Below are 24,736 nucleotides of genomic sequence, written 5' to 3'. Positions count from 1 at the left end.
TAAATAAAGCATAAAAACTAACGCGATTTGTAAGATCTGGATACCTGATACAAAAAACTTGATATTAATATTTGCTATTAACAACCTTATACTACAACATGTTCAAATTAAACTTAAAAATCGCTTTGCGAAACCTTTGGAAAAATAAAGGATTTTCCTTGATTAATATCGGAGGCTTGGCTATTGGCTTGGCCAGTTGTATGATATTGCTCTTGTATATAGCATATGAGTGGAGTTATGATAAGCAATATACCAATGCTGATAAAACTTACGTGGTCTATCAAAATGCACCAGCAAACGGTAAAATTTTCAGTTGGGCATGGACACCGAATATTATGGCCAACGAAATTGCTGTCAAAATTCCTGGTGTTAAATATGCATCACATGCGAGTTATACAAGCTCGAAGTTAATTTCTGTAGGAAATAATAAAATAAGCTCGAGGCTAAATTTTGCAGACCCCAACTTTATAAAAATTTTCGATTACAAATTTATTAAAGGAAATCCCGATCAGGTACTTAAAGATGTAAATACCATAATTCTAACAAAATCTTTGTCAGAAAAACTCTTTGGAAACGAAGACCCGATAAATAAAACCATAAAGCTAGAAAACCAGGAGGTATTAAAAGTAGAAGCCGTAATTGAGGATGTGCCCGTAAATAGCAGCATCACCTTTGAATGTTTGGCGCCATGGTCACTTTTTATTAAGCGAGAACCGTGGGCCCGCGAACCAAATTGGGGAAATAATATGTGCCTTACCGTTGTACAGCTTAAAGATAATAAGTTTTTAGCTGAAGCAAATGCCGATATGAAAGGCATTTACAAGCGCAACCAACAAGGCAATACAGCAGAGGCGTTGTTGTTTCCATTAACGAAATGGCATTTATACGATGATTTCCAAAATGGAAAATCGGTAGGTGGAAAAATTGAACAACTTAAAATATTTTTACTACTTGCTTTTTGTATCCTTTTAATCGCCTGTGTAAATTTTATGAATTTGTCTACGGCACGCTCCGAACGACGATCTAAGGAAGTAGGTATACGCAAGGCAATAGGTTCTAGCCGTAAATCTTTGATAGGCCAATTCTTGCTTGAATCGGTATTTATCACCTTAATTTCTACCATTATAGCTTTTATTTTGGTTGAAGTTAGCTTACCTTATTTCAACAACTTGCTAAACATAGGTTTACAGATCGATTATAAAAGCATCAGTTTTTGGGGAACACTTTTAATGCTAATGATATTTACAGGTTTCATGGCAGGAAGTTACCCAGCGTTATATCTATCATCTTTCGAACCGATAAAAGTATTAAAAGGATTGAAGATAAAATCTGATGCATCGGTTTCGATCAGAAAAGTTTTAGTCGTTGTCCAATTTGTCTTTGCAGCGTGTTTAATTGTTTGTACTTCAGTAATTTATCAGCAATTAAGATACGTTAAAAATAAGCCCATTGGTTATAATAAATCGAATCTTGTTCAAATTGCGGTTCAAGGTAAAATGGGCAATAACAGCAAGCTTGATTTATTGAAAACTCAGATGATAAATTCTGGCGCTGTTACTGGAGTAACTTTTTTCAGTAAAGACATTACTGAAAGCGGAAATAATACAACAGATGTACATTGGCAAGGAAAGCCAGCGGGAGAATCTATTTTATTCAATAATAGAGGGATTGGAAGCGATTTTATCAAGACCATTGGTACTGAGCTAGTTGCTGGGAGAGAACTTTCAACAATAACCAAAAAAGACAGCAACAGCATTATGTTAAATGAGGCTGCTGTTAAGATGATGAATCTTAAAAATCCTATTGGTGCTAAAATTGGATATTGGGGTGTTGAAAAAACAAATATTGGTGTAGTAAAAGATTTTGTTGTAGAGAGTGCTTACCAAAAGGTAGCTCCGATGATTTTTTACCCAAGTTATATGGATGATGTACAAGTTATCATTGCTCGCTTGAACCCCAATCAAAATATAAGTTCATCGCTCGAAACAATAGATAATTTAGTTAGGCAGATTGAACCAGATTATCCCGTAAACCGAAAATTTGTAGATGAGGCTTTTGAAGGAAAATTCCAGAATGAAAAGCTTTTAGGTACGCTATCCAACTGGTTTGGTGGTTTTGCAATATTTATTTCCTGCTTAGGATTATTAGGATTAGCGCTCTTTATGGCAGAACAGCGCAAAAAAGAAATCAGCATTCGAAAAGTTTTAGGCGCAAGCACGGCAAATATTCTTACACTATTAAATAAGGATTTTATCAAGCTGGTAGCAATTGCCAATGTAATCGCATTTCCATTAGCTTATATAATCATTAATAGATGGCTTTCTGCGTTTGAATACCGCATTTCGATTTCTGCTTTGCCTTTTATTATTGCCATTAGCTTATCAGTTTTGATTGCCATTTTAACAGTCAGCATACAATCGGTAAAAGTAGCAAAAGCTAACCCTGTTGATGCTTTGAAATACGAATAGAAAAAGTAAAAAGTTATACGTTCTAAATTATAAGTATAAAGACTTACAACTTAGAACTTACCACGTAAAACTCTGACAATGTTCAAATTAAACTTAAAAATCGCCTTGCGAAACCTTTGGAAGAATAAAACTTCTTCTTTTATCAACGTAATTGGTTTGGCTATTGGCCTTTCCGCCTGTTTGATGTTGTTGTTATATGTATCATACGAATGGAATTTTGATAAACAGGCTAAAAATTGGAAGAATGTTTATACAGCCATGACGAATGTTCCTGGCGAGGGAAATAAAATTGCCGGCACGTTTAACGGCACTACAACTGCTCTGGGCCCGCTTTTGAAACAAAATTTACCAGAGGTTAAATACGTTGCCCGTATGGATTACGGCAAAAAAAGCTTAATCGCCAACGGACAAAACAGCTTTAAAAAAGATTCGAAGTTTGCGGAGCCTAATATACTGAAGATGTATGATTATGAGTTTATTTCGGGCGATGCTAAAACAGCACTAAGCAACCCACTTTCGGTTGTTTTAACAGAAAGCACAGCAAAAACCTTATTTGGAACGGCTGATGTGCTGAACAAATCAGTTCGTTATCAGGATAAAGAGAATCTTACCATTACAGGAGTAATTAAAGATTTGCCTGAAAATAGTTCTAACCGATTCGATTTTTTAATGCCATGGTCGTTTTACGAAATTCTTGACCCGAGTGTTAAAGATTTAAACTGGAATAATTACAGTTTTGTAACCATGGTTATGCTGAATCCTGATGCCAACATTGATTTGGTGAACCGTAAGGTAGAGGCTTTGGTAAAGGCAAATACGCCACAAACCCCACAATCTCAGCCACATTTTCTATATCAAGCCAGCAAGCTACACCTGTTCGGCAAGTTTGAGAATGGACAGCCCGTGGGAGGAAACATTGAACAAATCTGGCTTTTTATGGGTTTGGCCTTTGGAATATTGTTAATCGCCTGCATTAACTTCATGAATATGGCCACAGCCAAATCAGAGAAACGAGCCAAAGAAGTTGGCATTAAGAAAACAATAGGTGCAAACCGGACTTCACTAATTTTTCAGTTTTTAACGGAGTCGATGGTGCTCACATTGGTTGCAGTTGTACTGGCAATTGCCTTACTCGAAATCTGCCTCCCTGCATTTAACGGACTTTTAAGCATCAATTTAGGCATTTCGTATTTCAATGCCGCAAGCTGGATTGGTATTTTGGGAATTGTTGTTTCCACAGGTTTAATTGCTGGCAGCTACCCTGCATTCTATTTATCATCTTTTAACCCGATACAAACATTAAAAAGAAAAATTAAATCAAGGGGAATTTTAACTGTTAGCTTGAGGCAAGTTTTGGTTATCGGTCAGTTTTGTTTTGCTATAATCCTCATCATCTCCACTTTGGTTATCTATCGCCAAATACAGTACATTAAAAATAAACCGGTTGGCTTTGATGTAAATACTTTGGTAGAAATTCCGCAGGATGGCGAATTAAAAACCAAGTTCGAATTATTCAAAACTGAAATGCTAAAATCGGGTGCTGTTGCCTCCATGTATCAATCATCAGTTAGCCTTTCTCATCACGGCCGCAATTTTATGGATATGAAGTGGGATGGAATGACGAAGCCAGAAAATACCGTGATGTTTAATCAGGTGGCCACTTCTTACGATTTTATCAAAACCAATGGCATTAAATTATTACAGGGAAGAGATTTTTCAAAAACCTTCGCTTCCGATACGAGTGCGGTTATGGTGAGTGCCTCGGCCGTAAAAGTTTTTGGCTATAAAAATCCGATTGGAAAAAAGGTAACAATATTTGGCGATAACGCTTACATTATCGGTGTATTTGATGATTACGTTTGGGATTCACCATATAAATCGAACAACCCACAAGTTGTATTTTTAAATCAGAAACAAACGGGTACAATTACCATGCGCCTTAATAATTCGAATAATTTACAAAGCAATATCGAAACCATTACGAGGATTACAAAAGCTTTTAATCCTGCATATCCAACCGAAATTACATTTATAAACTCACTATATCAGGAGAAATATAAATCAGAAAAAACACTGGGCATCCTTTCCAACCTCTTCGGTGGACTGGCGATTTTCGTGTCGTGTTTGGGTTTATTTGGTCTTGTTGCCTATAGTGCCGAACAAAGAACAAAAGAATTTGGCGTTCGGAAAGTACTTGGCGCATCGGTAGCGAATTTGATGCAATTGCTTTCATTTTCATTTATTAAAATGATTATTATCGCAATCATCATCGCTGTGCCTATAAGTTATTTTGCCATGGGCAAATGGCTAAACAACTTCGAATTTCATACAGAGATAAGTTGGTGGATAATTCCTGTTGCTGCGTTGGGAACATTATCTATGGCTTTAATTACCGTTAGTTTCCAAGCTTATAAAACCGCAAAGGCAAATCCTGTTGATGCCCTAAAATACGAATAATGGATTAAGTAAAAGGCGTATTTTATACGCCCAAACCCTAAACCTTACACCTTATGTTCAAACTAAACCTTAAAATTGCACTGCGAAACTTATTGAAAAATAAAGTTTATGCTATAATTAATATTGGTGGATTAGCGCTTGGGTTAACAGCTTTTGTATTAATGCTTTTATACATCAATCACGAAGAAAGCTATGATACTTGGTCGCAGGATTTGAAAAATGTTTATCAAATTAGAGAAAGGCACAGCTTTTTTACTCCTGATAATAAAGAATATTGGCAGGATTTGAGTAACTCCAGGGTAGCCGGTATTATAAAATCTAATGTGCCACAGTTTAAGGCAATTACCAAGATTGATAAAGAATGGGGGAATGGTTTTTCTGTTAAAATAAATAAAAATGAACCCGTACTTATAAAGTCTATCAAAGATGCTGATTCTGCATTCTTCCACGTTTTTCCGTATAAGTTTATAAAAGGCAATTCAGAAATTGCACTTAAAGAACCCAATTCGGTAGTATTAAAGCAAAGTTTAGCAACAAAACTTTACCATACAACCGATGTTATTGGAAAAGCGTTTAGACTGGTTAGATGGCTAGGCGACAAAGGCATACCCTTAAAAATTACTGGAGTTGTAGAAGATGTAAATACACCCGAAAGTGTGGTTTTTAATGCAATTAGCCACACTGGCGATCAAGATCATGACCCAACAGATCCTGGAAACTCTCATTATGGCGAAATTTATGCAAAATCAGAAAGTTTACTTGATACAACTCTACTCAATAAAAATTTACAAAAGGTTTATGTAGATTTTAAAAAGAAATCATTTTCTGAGCAAAAACTCAACTTTAAAGAAGTTTACGCAGATGGAAAAATGCCTGGTTTAAAGGCAATAACCTTAAAAAGTGTCCATTTAAATCCTCCTTTTGCAACAAACTGGATCGAGAAAATAAAACCTGTTATTGGTATTTCAGTTTTCTTGCTCTTGGTATCCATCATCAATTTTGTTAATTTATCTACTGCGCAATCGGTACAACGTGCTAAAGAAGTTGGCGTAAAGAAAGTTTTAGGTTCCTATAAAAAACAGTTGTTAACACAGTTTTTGTTAGAATCGGCAGCACAAGGTGTTATTGCATTATTTTTAAGTATCATTTTAGTAGAAATGCTAATACCTGCGTTCAATCATCAATTTGATGTTAAATTAAGTTTCTGGCAAAGCGAGCAACTCTTAACCATATTTTCTGAACTACTTTTAGTGTTTGTGTTGATAACACTCTTAGCGGGTTTTTATCCTGCCTGGGTTTTATCGGGTTATAATCCTATATCGGTTTTAAAAGGGAATTACGAAAATGGTTTAAAAGGTATTGCCTTAAGAAATGTATTGGTGGTTTTCCAATTTGTTATTTCTGTAACATTTATTATTGCTATTGGAGTTATGGAAATGCAATCCCGATATATGAATAATAAAGATTTGGGATTTGAACGTGATAAGGTAATTAATCTTAAAACTGGTTATGAAGAAAATTTTGTAAAGAGAATAAAACAAATCCCAGGTGTGAAATATGTTTCGACAACTACACAGGTAATGGGAAATGCCTTTAATACCAGTACTAAAATTACCTTTAAAGGAAACGATATTGAATTGAATAGGGTAAGTGTTACAATGGATGCCTTACAGACATTGGGGGTAAAGGTATTATCAGGAAGGTTATTTTCAAAAGAATACAAGCAGGATACTGTAAACTCGGTAGTATTAAATGAAGCTGCAGCAAATTTGCTGGGTAAGAATTTGGTCGGACAATCTTATGGCTTTAAGTCGTATGATAATAAAATAATCTCCTTTCAAATTGTAGGTATTATTAAAAATTACCATAACGAAGGTTTCGATAAAACTGTATTGCCAACAGTTTATAAGGTTAGCAATTTGGGTGGCAGTGCGAATACCAACAACCTATTGATCAGATTCGACACGGATAATTACAACGGGATATTGAAAAATATAGAAACGGAATGGAAAAGCCTGTATCCCGATTTTCCGATGCAATACGAATCCCTTGATGATGCATTTTCTCAAATTTTGCTAGAGCACAAAAGATTTGTAAACATGATAATTTTGTTCAGCGTAATCTCTGTTTCACTATCCCTTTTAGGATTATTCGCACTTTCTACTTTTGTTGCAAAACGCAGAACCAAAGAAATTGCAGTTAGGAAAGTTCTTGGTGCATCGAACATTCAGATTGTAAATATGCTAAACAAATCGTTTTTGATTCTTGTGATGGTGGCAAATTTAATCAGCTGGCCAATTGCTTACATTATTGTAAAAAAATGGCTCGACGGCTTTGCTTACCGAATAGAAATGCCAGTTTTACCCTTTATAGTCGCTACTATAATATCAGTGGCAGTTGCGGTTTTAACTGTTAGCCTTCAGGCAAGAAAGGCAGCCGTAAGCGATCCTGTAAACGCCCTTAAATATGAATAAAGCAATAAGCCAATGTCTTGATACTTAATACTCGACACTAAAAAATGATAGAACTTAAAAACATAGAGAAATATTACGCTACAAAAGGGGTTAAACATTATGTGCTTCGCCATGTTAGCACGAGTATTAAACAGGGCGAATTTGTGTCTATAATGGGGCCATCAGGAGCAGGTAAATCTACATTGCTTAATATTTTGGGCATGCTAGAAGAACCAACTTATGGCAGTTACGAATTTATGGGTGAGGATGTAACCACCTTAAACGAAAGAAAAAGGATTGAACTTTACCGCAATCATATTGGTTTTGTATTTCAGGCTTATCATTTAATTGATGAAATGACGGTTTACGAAAATATCGAAGCGCCACTTTTGTATAAAAAAATAGGAGGCTCGGAACGCAAAAGTCGCATTGCCGATTTATTAGATCGCTTTAATATCGTAGCTAAAAAAGATCTTTTTCCAAACCAGCTTTCAGGCGGACAACAACAGCTGGTTGGCATTGCCAGAGCTTTAGCGGCTCAACCATCAATTATTCTTGCCGATGAACCAACAGGAAACCTACAATCTGCTCAGGCAGAGGAAATAATGAATCTTTTTCAGAAATTAAATAAAGAAGAAGGAATAACGATTATTCAAGTAACACATTCAGAAAAGAATGCACAATATGGAAATAGGATTTTGCACATCGCAGATGGGGTGATAAAAGAAGATTTGGTTGTTTAATTTTCATTATTTGGATTTTTGGGTATTTGGTTTTTAGATAGTCGTAGTGAAAAAATAATCTCTGCTGAATAAACCGTTATTTGAATAGGTTTTCAAATCTAACCATCTAACCAACTAACCAACTAACCAACTAACCAACTATATTTGCTCCATGCAAAAATCTTTTACCGATCAAATGGGGAGGGAAATAACGATAAATTATCCACCCAAAAGGATTGTATCAATCGTGCCTTCCCAAACTGAGCTTCTTTTCGATTTAGGTTTAGATCAGGAAATTATCGGATTAACCAAATTTTGCATTCATCCGATAGAGAAATTTGCAGAACGAACCAAAGTTGGCGGCACAAAAAAGCTTAACATCGACTTAATCAATGATTTAAAGCCAGATCTAATTATCGGGAATAAAGAAGAAAACACGCAAAGCGATATTGAAGATTTAGCCGAATATTTTCCAGTATGGATGAGCGATATCTTTACTTTAGACGATGCAATGAAAACCATTAGCCAAATTGGGGTTTTAGTTGATCGAGCACCAGAAGCATCTTATTTAAACCACCTCATTTCTGCAGGTTTTAACGATTTAAAAACACTGGCACTTCAACATAATATCGATAAAAAAGTAGCTTATCTAATCTGGCGTAAACCTTTTATGGCCGCAGGCAAAAATACTTTTATTGATGATATTCTCCTGAATAATGGAATGACTAATGTGGTTCTACAAAGCCGTTACCCAGAAATAACTTTAGCTGAACTTAAGGATACTGATTGCAATCTGATTTTGTTATCATCAGAACCATATCCTTTTAGTGAAAAGCACATCAGCGAAATTCAAGCTGCTATACCGAATGTAAAGGTTATGTTGGTAGATGGCGAAATGTTTAGCTGGTATGGCAGCCGGTTAGTCAAGGCGGTACAATACTTTTTCGAGTTTCAAAAAGAACTTTATTAAGCATTCCTTGTTGATTCTTTGTAAATTGTATTGTCAAAAACCATCACCTCAATATTCCATTATGAAAAAGATTTCAATATTGGCGCTATTTGTAGCCGTAATTTCTAGTTGCGGTTCAATGCGAAGCGCTTCCAGTAGCAGTGTTATAACGCTTTCGGGCAATATCCAAAAGATGAATATGTCTACTTATCAATATGGAACACATACCATAAGTGCCAATGGTAAGCCCTATGCACTAAAAAGCTCGTCTGTTATTCTCGATACCTATTTAGATAAACAAGTTACCATAACAGGAACCAAAGTTGAAGGTTATCCATTAGATGGCGGACCGGATCTTATTGAGGTTTCGGAAGTGATCTTGAAGTAGAATATGATAATGTATTAAGAAGGCCAAAAATCTTTCTGGTTTAAAATTAGCCACTTAGCTTTTTAACGTAAAATTATTTAAGAAATTCTTACGTTTCCTTTTTGATAATTGATTCTAATTTCTATCTTTGCAATCCAAAATAAATCCTAATTGCGGATGTGGCGTAATTGGTAGCCGCACCAGACTTAGGATCTGGCGCTTCACGGCGTGGGGGTTCGAGTCCCTTCATCCGCACTACAAATGAAGCCGTTCCGATTTAATCGGAACGGTTTTGTTTTTTTAAATGACATTGGTTAAAATATAAAAATCGATGTGCTGTTTTAATTGGAGCGATATGTGCCATTTGTCTCAAATCATATATCTCGATACTTAAATCTAATTGCACATCTCAATACTCATATCTCAAAAAAATGAATATTACACAGGAAAAAACCGGCAACTTAAATGCTGTTGTAAAAATCAAAATCGCACCTGCAGATTATACTGCAAAAGTAGATAAAGCCATTAAAGACCAAGCTAAAAAAGCACAATTGCCTGGTTTCCGTAAGGGGATGGTTCCTGCAGCACACATTAAAAAAATGTACGGTAAAAGTATTTTGGTAGAAGAGGTTAACAACTTGTTAAACGATACTTTATCAAACTACATAGCCGAACAAAAATTAGAAATTTTAGGCCAACCACTTCCTAAAATGGATGATGACAGAGATTTCAAATGGGATAATACAGATGAGTTTGAATTTGACTATGAATTGGGTTTAGCACCAGCTTTTGATGTAGAAATTACTTCTAAAGATAAATTTACCGAATACGTGGTTAAAGCCGATGAAGAAACTTTAGAAAGCCGCATCAAAAATATCCGTCGTAGTTACGGTAAAATGAGCAACCCAGAAGTATCGGCTGCAGATGATGTTTTATATTCTGAATTAACTCAGCTATCTCCAGATGGTTCTGTTTTTGAAGGTGGCATTACAAGCACAGCAACCATTCGTTTAGATCAAATTAAAGATAAGAAAATCCTTAAATCGTTAATTGGTTTAAAGAAAGATGATGAAGTAGTAATCGATCTTCAGAAAGCATTGGAAGATGTTTCAATTATTTCTAAAGCGTTAAATATTTCTGAGGAAGATGCTGCAGAATTAAAATCTAACTTTAAACTGGTTGTTAAAAACGTTAACCGTTTAGAAGAGTCTGATTTAAACCAAGAGTTTTTTGATAAACTATTTGGTGAAGGAACAGTAACAGATGAAGCCGGCTTTAGAGCTAAAATTACCGAAGAAGTAGAAAGTATGTTTAAGCAAGATGCTGACCGTAAATTATCAAACGATATTTATGAGCAACTTTTAACAAAATATAACTTCGAATTACCGGATGAATTTTTACGCCGCTGGTTAAAAGCTACAAACGAAAAATTAACCGATGAAGAATTGGCAGAAGGTTATGATGATTTTGCTAAAAACCTTAAATGGACTTTAATCGAAAACAAAATCATCAAAGACAATCAAATCGAAATTAAATACGAAGATGTTGTTCAAGCTGCTAAAGCAAAATTAGATGCTCAGTTTAGAATGTACAGCCCGAGTCCACTTCCTGAAGATCAATTGGCGCAGTACGCGGTTCAGTTTTTGCAGGAAAAGGAAAATGCAAACCGTGTTTTCGAAGAAGTTAAAGCTTTAAAAACTTTTGAGCAAATTAAATCTGTTGCCACGTTAGATCAAAAAGAAATTGCTTACGATAAGTTTATCGAGTTGGCTAAAGGTTAAATCGCTATGCGTTTGGCGTAAGGCGTTTTTAAAATGATTGTTCTATTGCCTATGTTTAGCAATGGCTCAATTTAAATTTCAATCGCTCGAAGTTTGGCAGTTATCAATAGCGCTAACCGATAAGTTACTCGATATAGCTGACCGATTGTCAGTAGATAAAAAATACAGATTGCAGAGCAGCTCAATGGGGCTGCTCTTAGCATATCTAATAATATTGCAGAAGGTTCTGGATCGGTTTCTAATAAGGAATTCACTCATTATCTGAATATTGCACATAGATCGGCTTTGAGAATGCAAATATATTAGTAGTTTTAGAACGGAGAAAATATATTTCTGACATTGAACTGAATGATTATCTGGAAGATTTAGATAAATTGGCACGGAAATTAACCAACTTAAGAAAATATTTATTAAAATAACTCGCGTATTGGCTTAGGCTATTAAACGCTTATCGCAAAGCGCCAAACTCATAAACCATGAACATAGATTCACAAGAATTCAGAAAATTTGCCGTTAAACATCAAGGTATTGGCGGTTTACATGTAGATAAATTTATTGCACAGGCTAACCTTTCGCCACAATCGATGACGCCATATATTATTGAAGAACGCCAGCTAAACGTAGCCCAAATGGACGTTTTTTCAAGATTGATGATGGATCGTATTATCTTTTTAGGTGATGCAATTTATGATCAGAATGCAAATATTATTCAAGCGCAGTTGTTGTTCTTACAATCAACCGATGCAGATAGAGACATTCAGATCTATATTAACTCACCAGGCGGTTCGGTATATGCTGGTTTAGGTATTTATGATACTATGCAGTACATCCAGCCAGATGTCGCTACCATTTGTACCGGTATGGCAGCATCAATGGGGGCAGTTTTATTGGTAGCTGGAGCAAAAGGAAAACGTGCTGCATTACCTCACTCAAGAGTAATGATCCACCAACCATCAGGAGGTGCACAAGGTGTTGCATCTGATATGGAGATCAATTTGAGAGAAATGTTAAAATTGAAAAAAGAATTGTACGATATTATTTCGCAGCACTCTGGCCAAACTTATGATTGGGTAGAGAAAGCTTCAGATCGCGATTACTGGATGACTGCCGATGAGGCAAAAGGATTTGGTATGGTTGATGAAGTATTATCGAGAAACTCTAAAAAAGATGGCGAAACAAAATAAAGAATCCCGTTGCTCATTCTGCCATTCTGGCAAGCATGAAACGTTAATGCTGATTGAAGGTATGGATGCATTTATCTGTGATAAATGTGTAACCCAGGCCAATCAGTTATTGGCGCAAGAACTTGGAACTAAAAGTACCAAAAATATACAATCGGCAATTTCGCTGTTAAAACCACTTGAAATTAAAAATCACCTGGATCAGTATGTTATTGGGCAGGATGATGCGAAGAAGGTTCTGTCTGTTGCAGTTTATAACCACTATAAACGTTTAAATCAAAAAATCGATAAGGATGAGATTGAGATTGAAAAATCTAACATCATGTTGGTTGGCGAAACCGGAACAGGTAAAACGCTTTTAGCAAAAACCATTGCTAAAATTTTGCATGTGCCTTTTTGTATTTGCGATGCTACAGTTTTAACTGAAGCCGGTTACGTAGGCGAGGATGTAGAAAGTATTCTAACCCGCTTATTACAAGCTGCAGATTACGATGTTACATCTGCAGAACGCGGAATTGTATATATTGATGAGGTAGATAAGGTTGCTCGTAAAAGCGATAATCCCTCAATCACACGTGATGTATCAGGCGAAGGCGTACAGCAGGCATTACTGAAGATTTTAGAAGGTACAGTAGTAAATGTTCCACCTCAAGGCGGGCGTAAACATCCAGATCAAAAAATGATTCCAGTAAATACAAACAACATCTTGTTTATTTGCGGTGGAGCTTTTGATGGTATAGAGCGCAAAATTGCCAATCGCTTGCGTACTCAGGCCGTTGGTTACAAAGTGAAGAAAGATGATACCGTTTTGGATTTAAAAAATCTTTACAAATACATTACGCCACAGGATCTGAAATCATTTGGTTTAATTCCCGAATTAATTGGTCGTATACCGGTTTTATCGCACTTAAATCCGCTAGATAAAGAATCGTTAAGAAATATTTTAACTGCACCTAAAAATTCGTTAATTAAACAATACGAAAAGCTTTTTGCTTACGAGGATGTTAAGTTGGTTTTTGACGATGAAGTTTTAGATTTCATTGTAGATAAAGCAATGGAATACAAGCTTGGAGCAAGGGGGTTGAGGTCTATTTGCGAAGCAATTATGCTCGATGCGATGTTTGATACCCCAACACAGACAGATGTGAAGGAACTGAATATCACTCTGGATTACGCAGTAGAAAAATTTGAAAAGGCCGACTTTAAAAAGTTGCAGGCCGCATAAAAAAAAAATCAAATCCTCTCGCGAAAAACGAGGGGATTTTTTTTAACTTGTATAATTGGCAGTCATTATATTTTAGTGTTGCCATTTTTTGTACATATGCTTAGTGTTTTTTCACTTAGCACTAAACTTATTATATTATGAATGAAGAAAAAGACGTAAAGAAAGACGAAGCAATAGTAGAACAATCTAAAAAAATAAAAGAAGTAGAATCACCAGTAAAATCGGGTTTAAAATCAAAAGACGAGATTGTTAAAAACTGGTTGCCACGTTATACGGGTAGACCTCTCGATCAGTTTGGGGATTATATTCTATTAACCAATTTTAGTAAATACGTAAGCATGTTTTCCGAGTGGAATGACAATGCTCCAATAATGGGCTTGGATAAGCCGATGCAAAGCGTTACCGCAAATGGAATAACCATAATAAACTTTGGTATGGGAAGTCCGCTTGCTGCTACGATGATGGATTTGTTAACCGCCATTAAACCAAAAGCTGTGTTGTTTTTAGGTAAATGTGGGGGTTTGAAAAAGAAGAACCTGCTAGGTGATTTAATTTTACCAATTGCGGCGATTAGGGGAGAAGGAACATCGAATGATTATCTTCCTGCAGAAGTGCCCGCGTTGCCAGCATTTGCTTTACAGAAAGCAATATCTACTACTATTCGCGATCACGGTAGAGATTATTGGACAGGAACTTGTTATACTACAAACAGAAGAGTTTGGGAACACGATAAGGAATTTAAAAAGTATTTAAAAACATTAAGAGCGATGGCTGTTGATATGGAGACAGCTACAATTTTTACAACTGCTTTTGCGAACAAAATTCCTGCAGGCGCCTTACTCTTAGTTTCTGATCAGCCGATGATTCCAGAAGGCGTAAAAACCGCTGAGAGCGATAGTAATGTAACAGAAAAATACGTAGAAACACATTTAAGAATTGGAATAGATTCTCTTAAACAGCTAATCAATAATGGGTTGACTGTTAAGCACTTGTTGTTTTAATATTATCTTCACTGCAAAGAAGAATAAGTCTCCATAAACAAAAAAGACCGACAAATATGTCGGTCTTTAAATATTATGATTATTCCATTTTGAATAATTTAGCCTAAATAAGATTTTAAAATCTTGCTTCTTGAAGTATGACGCAAGCGTTGTAACGCTTTATCTTTAATCTGTCTAACACGTTCTCGTGTTAAGTTAAATTTCTCGCCGATTTCTTCTAGAGATAGTGGGTGATTAGAGCCTAAACCAAAGAACAGAACGATAATTTCTCTTTCTCTTTCTGTTAAGGTAGATAAAGAACGTTTAATTTCTTCTGATAACGATTCATTAATCAATGAACTATCTGTATTTGGCTCGTGGTTTTCCAATACATCCAATAATGTATTTTCTTCACCTTGAACAAAAGGAGCATCCATTGAAACGTGGCGACCAGAGTTACTCAAAGTATCTGAAATCTTATCAACTGTAGTCTCTAAAATATCTGCCAATTCTTCTGGAGAAGGTTCACGCTCGTATTCTTGCTCTAATTTAGAGAAAGCCTTACTGATTTTGCTTAATGAGCCTACCTGGTTTAAAGGTAAACGTACAATACGGCTTTGCTCAGCAATTGCCTGCAAAATTGACTGACGAATCCACCAAACAGCATACGAAATGAATTTAAAACCTTTAGTTTCATCAAAACGCTTAGCCGCTTTAATCAAACCCAAGTTTCCTTCGTTAATCAAATCACCTAAAGTTAAACCTTGATTTTGGTATTGTTTTGCAACAGAAACAACGAAACGTAAATTGGTTTTGGTAAGTCGCTCTAATGCAGCTTGGTCACCCTCACGAATCTTCCTTGCTAAAATTACTTCCTCTTCTGCTGTTATTAAATCTACTTTACCAATTTCATGTAAGTATTTGTCTAATGATTGACTTTCACGGTTGGTAATGGATTGCGTTATCTTGAGTTGTCTCATTTATACGTATTGTGTGCTCTTTAATTATTGAGTGTGCAAAGCTACGAAATTGAATAGCAATTTGAAAGGATAAAATGCTGAAAATGTAGGTGTTTGCACAAGTATTTTACAGTTTTACTTACAACAAAAATCATTCCAATAAAGTTTTTGACATTATTTTGGACTGAATGACAATTATAATTGATAATCAAAATATATTTATTGTAATTCAATAAATATATTTTGATTTTTAATAAATAATTATTTATGTTTGTCTTATAATTATTAATTAAATATGACGATTCGGGAATTTTCGTATGGACAAGGAAAGCTGGTTCAATGCCATTTCCATTGGTCGTATTTTATTTGGCGATTTTAATTTATAAAGATGATGGTTTATCAATTAAGCTTCAGCAAGAAAAGGATTTAACAATATAATAATATGAGAAATAGAAGTAAATCACTAATTGGGGATATTATAATAGCTGTTTTTATAGGGTGTATTCTAACACTGGCATTTTGGTTTTTCTTTATCGCTAAAACGGATGTGCACAGTTTTAGTTCCAGTGGATCTGATGAAGGTAGTTACGAAAGAGTGGGAAAGACACTAAAGTTTGACTTGTTGGATGATAGTATTATGATGCTCGAAAATAATCTGAATCAACTTAAAATGAATGCTGAAGTCCATAGAACAAACCTTATTAGTAGTAATGGAATGCATGGGAACGGTTTGGGCATTTTCACATACAGCGATTCAGCAAGAAAAAGCCATCAGAAGTTTCTTGTATTGACTGATTTCGGTTTAAACCAAAATAGATATGATTTCCAAAATGGTTCTAGTTATTACTATAAAGATGGTAAATCCTATTTAAGAACGCCGATTTTGAATAAAATTAGGGCTCGCCATTTTAGAGTTAATTATGAAGATAAGGTGGTTAAATACCGTTATGATACCAAAGCAAATAAAGTTTTAATTCCTTTATCCAACGGTACTCAATTAATTTTAGCAAAAATTTTCTGTTATACCATAGTTGGTATGATGCTTTTTATTTATGTTTTTGGCTTTCTTTTGGTGCTGAAGTTTTTAATAGGAATATCCCAAAATAAAATCTTCGAAGAAATTAATATCCGTAGATTATTTTGGATAGCTATATGCTGTTTTGCTATAGTACTCTTGCCGTACTGTGTATCGTTTATAATTTATCTCTTTTATATGAAAACCCTATCAGATGGTGCAATTTACACAAAAGCTATTTCATCAAATGATTTTACTTTATTTTAGTTGGTACATTGTTTTTTGCAATTTACACCGCTTTTAAAAGAGGGTATAGGCTTAAACAAGAAAACGATTTAACCATTTAATTATATCTAAATATGCCCATAATTATAAATTTAGATGTAATGCTTGCCCGTCGTAAAATGTCGCTAACTGAGTTAAGTGAGCGGGTTGGGATTACGATGTCTAATTTATCTATCCTTAAAACAGGTAAGGCCAAAGCCATTCGTTTGGAAACTTTAGATGCCATTTGTAAAGTATTGGTATGCCAACCGGGAGATATTTTGGAGTTTAGAGAATAAGTAATAAAAATTACTATGCATTTATTTAACAAGTTACTTAAAATAGATACAAAAAGATACCTTTTGGTTCTTATTGATTTCGACCGTAGTAATTGTTTTGCTCACACTATTTCAAGCTGCTTTTATGCTGGCTTCACCTTTAATTTTTAGTATTGCAATAACGCTTTCTAATAGACGACATAGGAGGTATGACTATAATTTTATTCTTCTAACTTTTTTGTTTTACACACTTTATCTTTGGGCTACTGTACCTTTTTATCTACCGCTTGGACAATTACAAAGCTTTTATGAGAAAAATCCATTTTTTAAATTTTTAGCTGCTTGGCTTGGCTGCTTTAGCGCAATTTCTTTTGTCTTAATACTTATTAAATTCACATTCAAAGGTATTAAGCTTGGTGTAGTGCAGTTTTTATTAACTACATTATTAAGTTTATATCTATTTCCTCATTAACTCTAATGTTCAAAGGTAATACCCATGATGCTTTTGAAAATTTTTGGAGTATTATATTATTTTATCAAACAAGTATGACTATTGTAATTGTCTCTTCAATAAAAAGAAATACTGATAGTGAGAATTATTAACGATATAATTAGTCATCCGATGAATATAGGCAAAGGGCAAATATTCATCGGATGACTAAATCACTTACGATTTTCAAAGGGTAGAAGCAGAGTAGAAACTTCGTTAGTTTCTTGTGATTACTTTTAACCTAATAGCGGTTTACCAGTGTTAAATAAACCTGATAGGATGGATGCCGATTTTTTCTGTCGGCAGGAAGTATAGCAGAACTATCAGAACCGAAGCTTACAGAAACCCGATTTTCAAATTATTCTCACCACTTAAGACACCTTAGAACATTTAAGCATATGTCCAAAATTGGCATAAAGTTTTCGATGGTGTTTTAAATGGTGTGCATAAAAAAATCCTTCTAGTGTTAACTGGAAGGATTTTTTTATGTTGTTTTATTTCTTTTAGCCGTAAGCTTTCTGCTTTAAGCTTTATTATGCTTGCTCAGCCAAAACTTTGGTTACTAAATCAGCAGCTTCTTTTAAAGCTATTGCAGAGTAAACCTGAAGTCCAGACTCATCAATTAATTTCTTTGCTTCTTCTGCGTTTGTACCTTGTAAACGACAGATAATTGGAACAGGAATATTTCCGATTTCTTTATAAGCATCGATAACACCTTGAGCAACACGATCGCAACGAACAATACCGCCAAAAATATTTATCAGGATTGCTTTAACGTTAGGGTCTTTCAAAATAATATTGAAAGCCGCTTTAACCGTTTGTGCATTTGCAGTTCCACCAACATCCAAGAAGTTAGCAGGCTCACCACCGGCTAATTTAATAATATCCATTGTTGCCATTGCCAAACCAGCACCATTAACCATACAACCTACGTTACCATCAAGGTTAACAAAGTTTAGGTTAGATGCACTTGCCTCAACTTCCATTGGATCTTCCTCTGTAACATCACGCATTGCAGCGTAATCAGCATGACGGAACAATGCGTTTTCATCTAAATTAACTTTAGCATCAACCGCAATTACCTTATCATCAGAAGTTTTTAGTACTGGATTAATCTCGAACATCGAAGAATCAGTAGCTTCGTAAGCTTTATATAAAGCAGAAACAAATTTAACCATCTCTTTGTGTGCAACACCGCTAACACCTAAATTGAAAGCAATTTTACGTGCTTGGAAACCCTGTAAACCAACTTTCGGGTCGATTTCTTCTTTAAAAATTAAATGTGGGGTATGTTCAGCAACTTCTTCAATATCCATACCGCCTTCGGTACTGTACATAATAATGTTGCGGCCTTTTGCACGATCTAATAATACTGAAATGTAGAATTCTTTAGTTTCAGAAGCGCCTGGATAATAAACATCCTGAGCAACTAAAACCTTACTCACTAATTTACCTTCTGGTCCGGTTTGAGGAGTAACCAATTGCATACCAATAATATCGGTTGCGCGTTGTTTAACTTCATCAAGGTTTTTGGCCAATTTTACACCACCACCTTTACCGCGACCACCAGCGTGGATTTGCGCTTTAATTACAACCCAATCAGAATTGTAATCAATTTTCAGTTGCTTAGCAGCCTCAACAGCTTGCTCCGGAGTATCGGCAACAATTCCTTCTTGAACGTTTACACCGAAACTTTTTAATATTTGTTTACCCTGGTATTCGTGAATATTCATTTGCTACAAAATTTGCCCAAAGCTACAATTTCAAACCCTTTAAACAAATAGCAATTGCCGATTTTTTCGAGAAAATGAACGTTTTATGTTAATCGGGAAATACGGCCCCGCCAACGCTACAATCTTTTAAAAACTTCTGTCATCCTGAGGTATGAAGAATCTGTTTCATTGGTGGCAGATTCTTCGTGCCCCAGAATGAAAGCAAATTCAAAGCTGATGCAATTTTAAAAGTATTTCCGCTTATCTCGGGTTTATCTAACAAAGATTATGGTTCTTGGCATATCGGTTTCTGCAAAGTTTCAAAATAACTAGCTTCCTTCAAATGGGGTTCCGAAAATGCCCACGGCTAATTCTGCCCAAATTAGAAACAATGCCAGTAATATAATTATCAATAGAACTGTTCGAAAAGTGCCGTTTTTCATATTTCTAACAACGAGTTCTATCGCTAAGCCTGTACTTAGCAATAATATACCGGCGGTAATAAAGTCGTTTAAGGTCCATTTTACCTCACTGCTAAACTGCATTGCAATTAACGGAATGCTCAATATTATGGCCGTTACAGTTAAAATAATTGTAATTCTTCGGGTTGAAGATTTAAATACTTCTTGGGTTTTCATGATGTTTAAAATTAATAATTTTGTTTAAAAAATACTTAACCTTTGCTTCCCGATGCAGGGCACCGGGAAAAACTAAATCCAACAAAAGTTTAGCAAAGGGGAGAGGTTAATTGTAAAGGATTTTATTCAAACGGTTTTGGGTAATGCAATGAGTTCAGCTTTTTCTGTATGGAAATCGTACAAAATCGATCTGCCGGCAACTTTGCCAAGTTTAAACTTCATCTTATTAAAGTACCGCCAAAAACTTAGCCTACCCGCTTTAAATAATGTTTTATGGGCAAACCACACTACCAAACTGGTGCTGATAAAAAAGCAAGAGTATGCATAATAAGCAACCCACTTTGAAAAGAAATTTTTCTGACTAAAAATAATGTACAAACGTTCTCTTTGGAATGTGATATGCGCAGCCTCATCAATTAAAATATCCGTACATATCTGCTTAAGCAATTTGCATTTTGTGGCATCTTTTAAAGCTTGATAAAAAATTTGTGCAGCGCTCTCTACGGTAATTACAGCAATCGTCCAAAGTTCCATATTGGTGTTAAAGTATCTTATCCTGCGAAAAAGGCTATCACCCCAATCTTTTTTAATTCTAGGCGCATCGATTAAATCTAAGTACCTACCAAGATTATTGCCGTGTTTTTGTTCTTCCTTGATAAACAATTTAACGGCCTCTGGGTATTCAGCATCATTTATGGCTTTAGAATATTTTTTAGCCGCATGAAGCAAATGTTCACCTTCAGAAGTTTCGCCAAGTTGCCATGCTTGCAAGGATTTAAGGATTTTTGCGCTTTCTTCACCAGAGATTTGTGGGCTAATTGTCCAATCGACTCTTTTTATCTTTGAGTTACCTGCAAAATAGCGAGTCCAGTATGTTGAGCTATGTATTTTCATGTTCTTTTTTAGTATGGTAAACTGTAAACATTGAATCAATGAGGCATCTTAAATTGAAGCCTAGCAGGCTAACAAGTGCTGAAATTATTGCGTTTAACTTATGGAGTCTTTTCATCTTATTTTCCATTTAGTCCAAAATATTCTGCAGTGTTCCAGTCCTGTAAATTCCAAGACACCCAGCTCGCTTTTTCATACCTTTCTTTAAAAAAATCAATTCTTTGATCCAGCTTATTCATCAAGATATCTTGTGGATTTGCATAAATTCTGGTTCGTGTTTCAGATTCGTTAGTTGCTGATTGATTGATTTTCGCACGGTTTTTATCAAGCAGTGGCAAAGTTTTTTCAGATAAGGAAATTAAATAATCGGGATCTATCGAAACTGAATCTGTATGGTTAAGATTGTATTTTACAATTAAAACATCCCAATTAATGGTGCTGAATACAAGCAGAAGTATAAACCAGATATTGCCGTTCGTTTTAAAAAGATAGAATAAGGTTTTTTGCTTTGCAACCTTTATGTAAACAGTCGCTAGGCCTATAATACAAAGAATGGCAAATACCAAAACCCCAATTCGCTTGTGCGTTAAGCCATGAAATTCGATATAATACCCATCGCGGATCAATACAGATATAATGAGGATGCAATTTTGAATCATCCATGCAAAAGCCAAAAAGCGCAATGTTTTACTTTTGCTAAAAAAGTTTAAATTTCCTCTAAAGAAATAGGTAATAACAAACATCGCCATAACTATACTAAAGATTAGAGAATTGGTACCTTGATGCAACTCGCTAGAAAAATTACCAGAAGGTTTATACCCAAACCAAAGTGTTGTAATATCTATCGCATTTAAAAATAGGAGCAAAAGATTTAATGAACCGAAAGAGATTAATCCGATAATATATTCTGTTTTTAAGGCCAGTTTTCTATATAATAAACCTCCAGTAAAAATCTGTAAAAACTCAAACCAGGCTGTTCTTTGGTTAATTTTTCTTCTAACCCTTAGCAGCTGCTCTTTGCACTTAAGCTCGGCATTTTGCAAACTCTTATCAAAAAATGTTAATAATATGCCGCTTGTTACAAGTAAACCAAAACAAAAGAAAGCCACACGACCAAAATTTAAATCTTTAAAAAAGAAATTGATCACATCTCCCAAAGAATTTGCAATGCTGTTTAAAACCAATTCTACGTAATGTGCAAATACAGTGCTGGCTGCAGAATATAAGCAGGTAAAAACAGTTACAATTACAAACGGTATTAAAACATATTTAAGCAATTTAAAGAAGGGCTTTAAATTGAAATTGCCAATCCGAACCTCAGTTAGGTTTTTAATGGCATTAAATGGAACGGTTGCCAATTGTAAAAAGGCAGCTAAAATGGCAACGAAAACAGTTCTAATTTGTTGGTTATGGGCAATACCAATAAATAAAAGCATGCTGATGTAATAACTTGCCAGCGTTAAGTCTGAATTGTTTATCACAACCAAAACCGCTGCGGATAGGTGGGCGAGTCCATAAATTTTTAATTTACTGCTTTTGATAACTTCTGGATTTACAAAAGTTATCATCAATAAATAAACGCTGTAAATAAGCAAGTTCAGCGCTAACCTTTCTTCCCAGAAGAGAAAGTTAAAAAGCAAGCCACCCAGTAGGGCAGACAACATCAAAAAGTTGGATTTATTTTTCATTTTTTTTATGTTAAGAATTACGATTGTACTTGAGTAACCAAATAGAAGCAGATAAAAAAGGCAGGGATATTTGCCAATAATATTAAGATGGAAATGGAAATATCTTTCCAGTAATCCTGATGGATAATCATTGTTCCAAACAACATCAGCAAAACAATTATATTGGCAAAGAATGCGATAGCCGAGTATAAAAGACCAAAACCCATTAAAGAATCTTCTTTAGTTACAATGTAGATTATGGTAATTAAAACCCCACTTAAAAAGGAGTAAAGAGCAAGTTTTCTAGAAAAACTAACAATATAAAGCGGGTAATCATTTTTTGTTTCCATAATTAAAAGTGCTTTGTATTTCAAAGTAATTAATTAAAAAAATATTTATAATTTCTTGATCATTTTTTCAAGTGCATCCAAATGTGCCTTAAAGGCCTGTTTGCCCAAAGGCGTAATCGAGTAGGTAGTATTGGTTTTTCTTCCGATAAAGCCCTTATGTACTTTAATAAACTCAGCCTGCTCTAAAGTATTTAAGTGTGAAGCTAAATTGCCATCGGTTAATTCCAGCATCTTTTTTAAATCGTTAAAACCAATTTCGTTGTTTACAACAAGCATAGACATTACGCCTAATCTGATCCGGCTATCAAATATTTTATTTAAATCTGCAATGGGGTTTTTCATTCTTATTGGCCTCTCTCATATTTAAAATACATTACCAACCCATAAATAATGTGTAAAATACCAAAACCTACAGCCCAGAAAATTAATCCATAGCCAACGTAAAACATACAAACCAAACCTAAAAAAACTTCGCAAAAGCCAAGATATCTAATGTCGCTGTAGGTGTATTTACTAGCGTTTATAAGCGATAAGCCATAAAAAATTAAACAACTCGGCGCAATAATGCTATAAGTATTCGGGTGGTTAATCAGCAAGGCAATGATAAATAACCCACCTGCAAATAAAGGAACAAATAAATTGATCAATAAAGATTTTGATGTCTTATCCCAAATTGGAAGGTTGTTTTGTTGGCTTTTTCTGTATGTAAATAAAATTCCGCCAGCCAAAGCAATTACCAAAACAAAAATACCAAGCTTTATTAGGTTAAATTCCAAATCCATTTCTCCATCAACGCCGTACCCATAACCTCGCTTATTTATAAATTTTTCGATTTCCTGATTCGCAAAGTAGGCGCCAATTAAAGCAATAACGCCAGCAAAAACTCCAGATAAGCCACTCAAAGAAATAAATCTCGATGATCGATCCATCATTTGCCTAATGTCTTTTAAGGTATTTAATTGTTCTTCTGGAGTGCTCATTTTAAAAGTGCTTTGTTTTTCAAAGTTAAATAAGAAAATGATAATTGCAAATTTTATTTTTAATAAGATGATTTAATTTATTTTTTCTTTCGGATTGATTATACGGATTAATCGATTGCACAGAACTAGGCTTTGTTTTTAACTTTGAACTTTTAGCTTTAGCCCTTCCTCTTTTTGCTTTAGTCTTTGCGCTTTTTTACTAAATTTGAAGCATGCTAAAAGCCACTGATATTAAAAAATCGTATGGGAATTTATCCATTTTAAAAGGAGTAAATTTTGAAGTACAAAAAGGAGAGATTGTAAGCATAATAGGTCCATCTGGAGCTGGGAAAAGCACTTTATTGCACATCTTGGGGTCTTTAGATAAGCCTGATGAAGGTACTGTAGAATTAAAGGATACCATGATTAGTAAGCTAAGTGGCGATTTGCTAAGCAGTTTTAGAAATCAAAACATCGGCTTTGTTTTTCAATTTCATCATTTGCTACCCGAGTTTAGTGCTATAGAGAATGTATGTATACCAGCATTTATAGCTAAGAAATCAAAAAAACAGGCAGAAGCTAGAGCGTTAGAATTACTGGATCTTTTCGGACTAAAGGATCGGGTTAACCATAAACCAAGTCAGCTTTCTGGTGGCGAACAGCAACGTGTAGCCATTGCGAGAGCTTTAGTCAATAATCCCTCCATAATTTTAGCAGATGAACCTTCTGGTAATTTAGATTCAGAAAATGCCTCGTCACTTCATCAGCTTTTTGTTAGTCTGCGAGACAATTTTCAGCAAACATTTGTAATTGTTACGCATAACGAACACTTGGCAAAAACAAGCGATAGGGTAGTGACCATGAAAGATGGGTTAATCGTATAGGATCAGGATTTTTCAGGTTTTAAGGATGATATGATCATAGCAAAAA

Annotated in this window: 23 protein-coding genes and 1 tRNA gene; 16 read left to right on the top strand and 8 right to left on the bottom strand. The window is 34.9% G+C overall.

The window, feature by feature from the left end; translation table 11 throughout:
* The first annotated feature begins 98 nt into the window (after positions 1 to 98).
* The 12 genes from DF947_RS11420 to DF947_RS11365 all read left to right on the top strand — a co-directional run bounded on the left by DF947_RS11420 (position 99) and on the right by DF947_RS11365 (position 14,604).
* Positions 99 to 2,468: an ABC transporter permease gene (locus tag DF947_RS11420; protein ID WP_109929882.1), complete on the top strand. Its 2,370-nt coding sequence runs from the start codon at positions 99 to 101 to the stop codon at positions 2,466 to 2,468.
* 78 nt (positions 2,469 to 2,546) lie between these two features.
* Positions 2,547 to 4,925: an ABC transporter permease gene (locus DF947_RS11415; RefSeq protein ID WP_109929880.1), complete on the top strand. Its 2,379-nt coding sequence runs from the start codon at positions 2,547 to 2,549 to the stop codon at positions 4,923 to 4,925.
* 53 nt (positions 4,926 to 4,978) lie between these two features.
* The gene (locus DF947_RS11410; RefSeq protein ID WP_109929878.1) at positions 4,979 to 7,399 is read left to right on the top strand and encodes an ABC transporter permease; all 2,421 of its coding nucleotides are present in this window, start codon (positions 4,979 to 4,981) and stop codon (positions 7,397 to 7,399) included.
* A 44-nt stretch (positions 7,400 to 7,443) separates the two neighbouring features.
* Positions 7,444 to 8,121 carry an ABC transporter ATP-binding protein gene (locus tag DF947_RS11405; RefSeq protein WP_109929876.1) on the top strand — a complete coding sequence of 226 codons (678 nt, stop codon included), beginning with the start codon at positions 7,444 to 7,446 and terminating at the stop codon, positions 8,119 to 8,121.
* A gap of 151 nt (positions 8,122 to 8,272) precedes the next feature.
* Entirely contained in the window at positions 8,273 to 9,070 is a 798-nt protein-coding gene (locus DF947_RS11400; protein ID WP_109929874.1) for a helical backbone metal receptor, read from the top strand.
* A 61-nt stretch (positions 9,071 to 9,131) separates the two neighbouring features.
* The gene (locus DF947_RS11395; protein WP_109929872.1) at positions 9,132 to 9,437 is read left to right on the top strand and encodes a hypothetical protein; all 306 of its coding nucleotides are present in this window, start codon (positions 9,132 to 9,134) and stop codon (positions 9,435 to 9,437) included.
* Between the two features lie 152 nt (positions 9,438 to 9,589).
* A tRNA-Leu gene (locus DF947_RS11390) sits at positions 9,590 to 9,671 on the top strand.
* A gap of 176 nt (positions 9,672 to 9,847) precedes the next feature.
* Positions 9,848 to 11,197, top strand: a complete 1,350-nt coding sequence (tig, locus tag DF947_RS11385; protein ID WP_109929870.1) for a trigger factor — start codon at positions 9,848 to 9,850, stop codon at positions 11,195 to 11,197.
* Positions 11,198 to 11,359: 162 nt separating this feature from the next.
* Entirely contained in the window at positions 11,360 to 11,503 is a 144-nt protein-coding gene (locus DF947_RS22690) for a four helix bundle protein (protein ID WP_205940794.1), read from the top strand.
* A 170-nt stretch (positions 11,504 to 11,673) separates the two neighbouring features.
* Positions 11,674 to 12,381 carry an ATP-dependent Clp endopeptidase proteolytic subunit ClpP gene (gene clpP / locus DF947_RS11375; RefSeq protein WP_109929869.1) on the top strand — a complete coding sequence of 236 codons (708 nt, stop codon included), beginning with the start codon at positions 11,674 to 11,676 and terminating at the stop codon, positions 12,379 to 12,381.
* Positions 12,365 to 13,603 (top strand): ATP-dependent Clp protease ATP-binding subunit ClpX, encoded by a 1,239-nt coding sequence (gene clpX / locus DF947_RS11370; RefSeq protein WP_109929867.1) that lies wholly within the window; start codon positions 12,365 to 12,367, stop codon positions 13,601 to 13,603. The genes clpP and clpX overlap by 17 nt, the downstream gene beginning before the upstream one ends.
* 137 nt (positions 13,604 to 13,740) lie before the next feature.
* Entirely contained in the window at positions 13,741 to 14,604 is an 864-nt protein-coding gene (locus DF947_RS11365) for an AMP nucleosidase (RefSeq protein ID WP_205940786.1), read from the top strand.
* Between the two features lie 98 nt (positions 14,605 to 14,702).
* On the opposite strand, the gene DF947_RS11360 is transcribed toward DF947_RS11365, so the two are convergent.
* Positions 14,703 to 15,563 carry a sigma-70 family RNA polymerase sigma factor gene (locus DF947_RS11360; RefSeq protein WP_010601359.1) on the bottom strand — a complete coding sequence of 287 codons (861 nt, stop codon included), beginning with the start codon at positions 15,561 to 15,563 and terminating at the stop codon, positions 14,703 to 14,705.
* Between the two features lie 421 nt (positions 15,564 to 15,984).
* Between DF947_RS11360 and DF947_RS11355 the strand changes: the two genes are divergently transcribed.
* The 3 genes from DF947_RS11355 (at position 15,985) to DF947_RS22235 (ending at position 17,571) form a co-directional block, all read left to right on the top strand.
* Positions 15,985 to 16,824, top strand: coding sequence for a DUF2975 domain-containing protein (locus tag DF947_RS11355; protein WP_109929865.1), 840 nt, complete (start codon positions 15,985 to 15,987; stop codon positions 16,822 to 16,824).
* A gap of 92 nt (positions 16,825 to 16,916) precedes the next feature.
* Positions 16,917 to 17,120 carry a helix-turn-helix domain-containing protein gene (locus DF947_RS11350; protein WP_109929864.1) on the top strand — a complete coding sequence of 68 codons (204 nt, stop codon included), beginning with the start codon at positions 16,917 to 16,919 and terminating at the stop codon, positions 17,118 to 17,120.
* Positions 17,121 to 17,217: 97 nt separating this feature from the next.
* A complete protein-coding gene (locus DF947_RS22235; protein ID WP_158526264.1) occupies positions 17,218 to 17,571 on the top strand; it encodes a hypothetical protein in 354 nt (117 codons plus the stop codon).
* Between the two features lie 551 nt (positions 17,572 to 18,122).
* Here DF947_RS22235 and sucC read toward each other — a convergent pair.
* The 7 genes from sucC to DF947_RS11310 form a co-directional block, all read right to left on the bottom strand.
* Complete coding sequence (gene sucC / locus DF947_RS11340; RefSeq protein WP_109929860.1) at positions 18,123 to 19,322, bottom strand: ADP-forming succinate--CoA ligase subunit beta; 1,200 nt, start codon at positions 19,320 to 19,322, stop codon at positions 18,123 to 18,125.
* Positions 19,323 to 19,630: 308 nt separating this feature from the next.
* Positions 19,631 to 19,939 carry a hypothetical protein gene (locus DF947_RS11335; RefSeq protein ID WP_109929858.1) on the bottom strand — a complete coding sequence of 103 codons (309 nt, stop codon included), beginning with the start codon at positions 19,937 to 19,939 and terminating at the stop codon, positions 19,631 to 19,633.
* Positions 19,940 to 20,065: 126 nt separating this feature from the next.
* Entirely contained in the window at positions 20,066 to 20,833 is a 768-nt protein-coding gene (locus DF947_RS11330; protein WP_109929856.1) for a ferritin-like domain-containing protein, read from the bottom strand.
* Between the two features lie 116 nt (positions 20,834 to 20,949).
* Positions 20,950 to 22,518, bottom strand: coding sequence for a DUF4153 domain-containing protein (locus tag DF947_RS11325; RefSeq protein ID WP_109929855.1), 1,569 nt, complete (start codon positions 22,516 to 22,518; stop codon positions 20,950 to 20,952).
* 17 nt (positions 22,519 to 22,535) lie between these two features.
* Positions 22,536 to 22,847 carry a hypothetical protein gene (locus DF947_RS11320; protein ID WP_109929854.1) on the bottom strand — a complete coding sequence of 104 codons (312 nt, stop codon included), beginning with the start codon at positions 22,845 to 22,847 and terminating at the stop codon, positions 22,536 to 22,538.
* Between the two features lie 45 nt (positions 22,848 to 22,892).
* Positions 22,893 to 23,189 carry a winged helix-turn-helix domain-containing protein gene (locus DF947_RS11315; RefSeq protein WP_109929852.1) on the bottom strand — a complete coding sequence of 99 codons (297 nt, stop codon included), beginning with the start codon at positions 23,187 to 23,189 and terminating at the stop codon, positions 22,893 to 22,895.
* A 2-nt stretch (positions 23,190 to 23,191) separates the two neighbouring features.
* Entirely contained in the window at positions 23,192 to 23,827 is a 636-nt protein-coding gene (locus DF947_RS11310; protein ID WP_109929851.1) for a hypothetical protein, read from the bottom strand.
* A 212-nt stretch (positions 23,828 to 24,039) separates the two neighbouring features.
* Here DF947_RS11310 and DF947_RS11305 point away from each other — a divergent pair, with 212 nt between their 5' ends.
* Positions 24,040 to 24,690 carry an ABC transporter ATP-binding protein gene (locus DF947_RS11305; RefSeq protein WP_109929849.1) on the top strand — a complete coding sequence of 217 codons (651 nt, stop codon included), beginning with the start codon at positions 24,040 to 24,042 and terminating at the stop codon, positions 24,688 to 24,690.
* Positions 24,691 to 24,736 lie beyond the last annotated feature (46 nt).

Source organism: Pedobacter paludis (genome assembly GCF_003173575.1).
In the GTDB taxonomy this organism is placed as follows: domain Bacteria; phylum Bacteroidota; class Bacteroidia; order Sphingobacteriales; family Sphingobacteriaceae; genus Pedobacter; species Pedobacter paludis.
The sequence above is the reverse complement of the archived record's forward strand: the minus strand, read 5'-3'. Positions and strand labels throughout refer to the sequence as shown.

Coding starts and splice junctions, on each gene's coding strand:
- DF947_RS11420 (WP_109929882.1), top strand. CDS start 99: ATGTTCAAATTAAACTTAAAAATCGCTTTGCGAAACCTTTGGAAAAAT.
- DF947_RS11415 (WP_109929880.1), top strand. CDS start 2,547: ATGTTCAAATTAAACTTAAAAATCGCCTTGCGAAACCTTTGGAAGAAT.
- DF947_RS11410 (WP_109929878.1), top strand. CDS start 4,979: ATGTTCAAACTAAACCTTAAAATTGCACTGCGAAACTTATTGAAAAAT.
- DF947_RS11405 (WP_109929876.1), top strand. CDS start 7,444: ATGATAGAACTTAAAAACATAGAGAAATATTACGCTACAAAAGGGGTT.
- DF947_RS11400 (WP_109929874.1), top strand. CDS start 8,273: ATGCAAAAATCTTTTACCGATCAAATGGGGAGGGAAATAACGATAAAT.
- DF947_RS11395 (WP_109929872.1), top strand. CDS start 9,132: ATGAAAAAGATTTCAATATTGGCGCTATTTGTAGCCGTAATTTCTAGT.
- tig (WP_109929870.1), top strand. CDS start 9,848: ATGAATATTACACAGGAAAAAACCGGCAACTTAAATGCTGTTGTAAAA.
- clpP (WP_109929869.1), top strand. CDS start 11,674: ATGAACATAGATTCACAAGAATTCAGAAAATTTGCCGTTAAACATCAA.
- clpX (WP_109929867.1), top strand. CDS start 12,365: ATGGCGAAACAAAATAAAGAATCCCGTTGCTCATTCTGCCATTCTGGC.
- DF947_RS11365 (WP_205940786.1), top strand. CDS start 13,741: ATGAATGAAGAAAAAGACGTAAAGAAAGACGAAGCAATAGTAGAACAA.
- DF947_RS11360 (WP_010601359.1), bottom strand. CDS start 15,563: ATGAGACAACTCAAGATAACGCAATCCATTACCAACCGTGAAAGTCAA.
- DF947_RS11355 (WP_109929865.1), top strand. CDS start 15,985: ATGAGAAATAGAAGTAAATCACTAATTGGGGATATTATAATAGCTGTT.
- DF947_RS11350 (WP_109929864.1), top strand. CDS start 16,917: ATGCCCATAATTATAAATTTAGATGTAATGCTTGCCCGTCGTAAAATG.
- sucC (WP_109929860.1), bottom strand. CDS start 19,322: ATGAATATTCACGAATACCAGGGTAAACAAATATTAAAAAGTTTCGGT.
- DF947_RS11335 (WP_109929858.1), bottom strand. CDS start 19,939: ATGAAAACCCAAGAAGTATTTAAATCTTCAACCCGAAGAATTACAATT.
- DF947_RS11330 (WP_109929856.1), bottom strand. CDS start 20,833: ATGAAAATACATAGCTCAACATACTGGACTCGCTATTTTGCAGGTAAC.
- DF947_RS11325 (WP_109929855.1), bottom strand. CDS start 22,518: ATGAAAAATAAATCCAACTTTTTGATGTTGTCTGCCCTACTGGGTGGC.
- DF947_RS11320 (WP_109929854.1), bottom strand. CDS start 22,847: ATGGAAACAAAAAATGATTACCCGCTTTATATTGTTAGTTTTTCTAGA.
- DF947_RS11315 (WP_109929852.1), bottom strand. CDS start 23,189: ATGAAAAACCCCATTGCAGATTTAAATAAAATATTTGATAGCCGGATC.
- DF947_RS11310 (WP_109929851.1), bottom strand. CDS start 23,827: ATGAGCACTCCAGAAGAACAATTAAATACCTTAAAAGACATTAGGCAA.
- DF947_RS11305 (WP_109929849.1), top strand. CDS start 24,040: ATGCTAAAAGCCACTGATATTAAAAAATCGTATGGGAATTTATCCATT.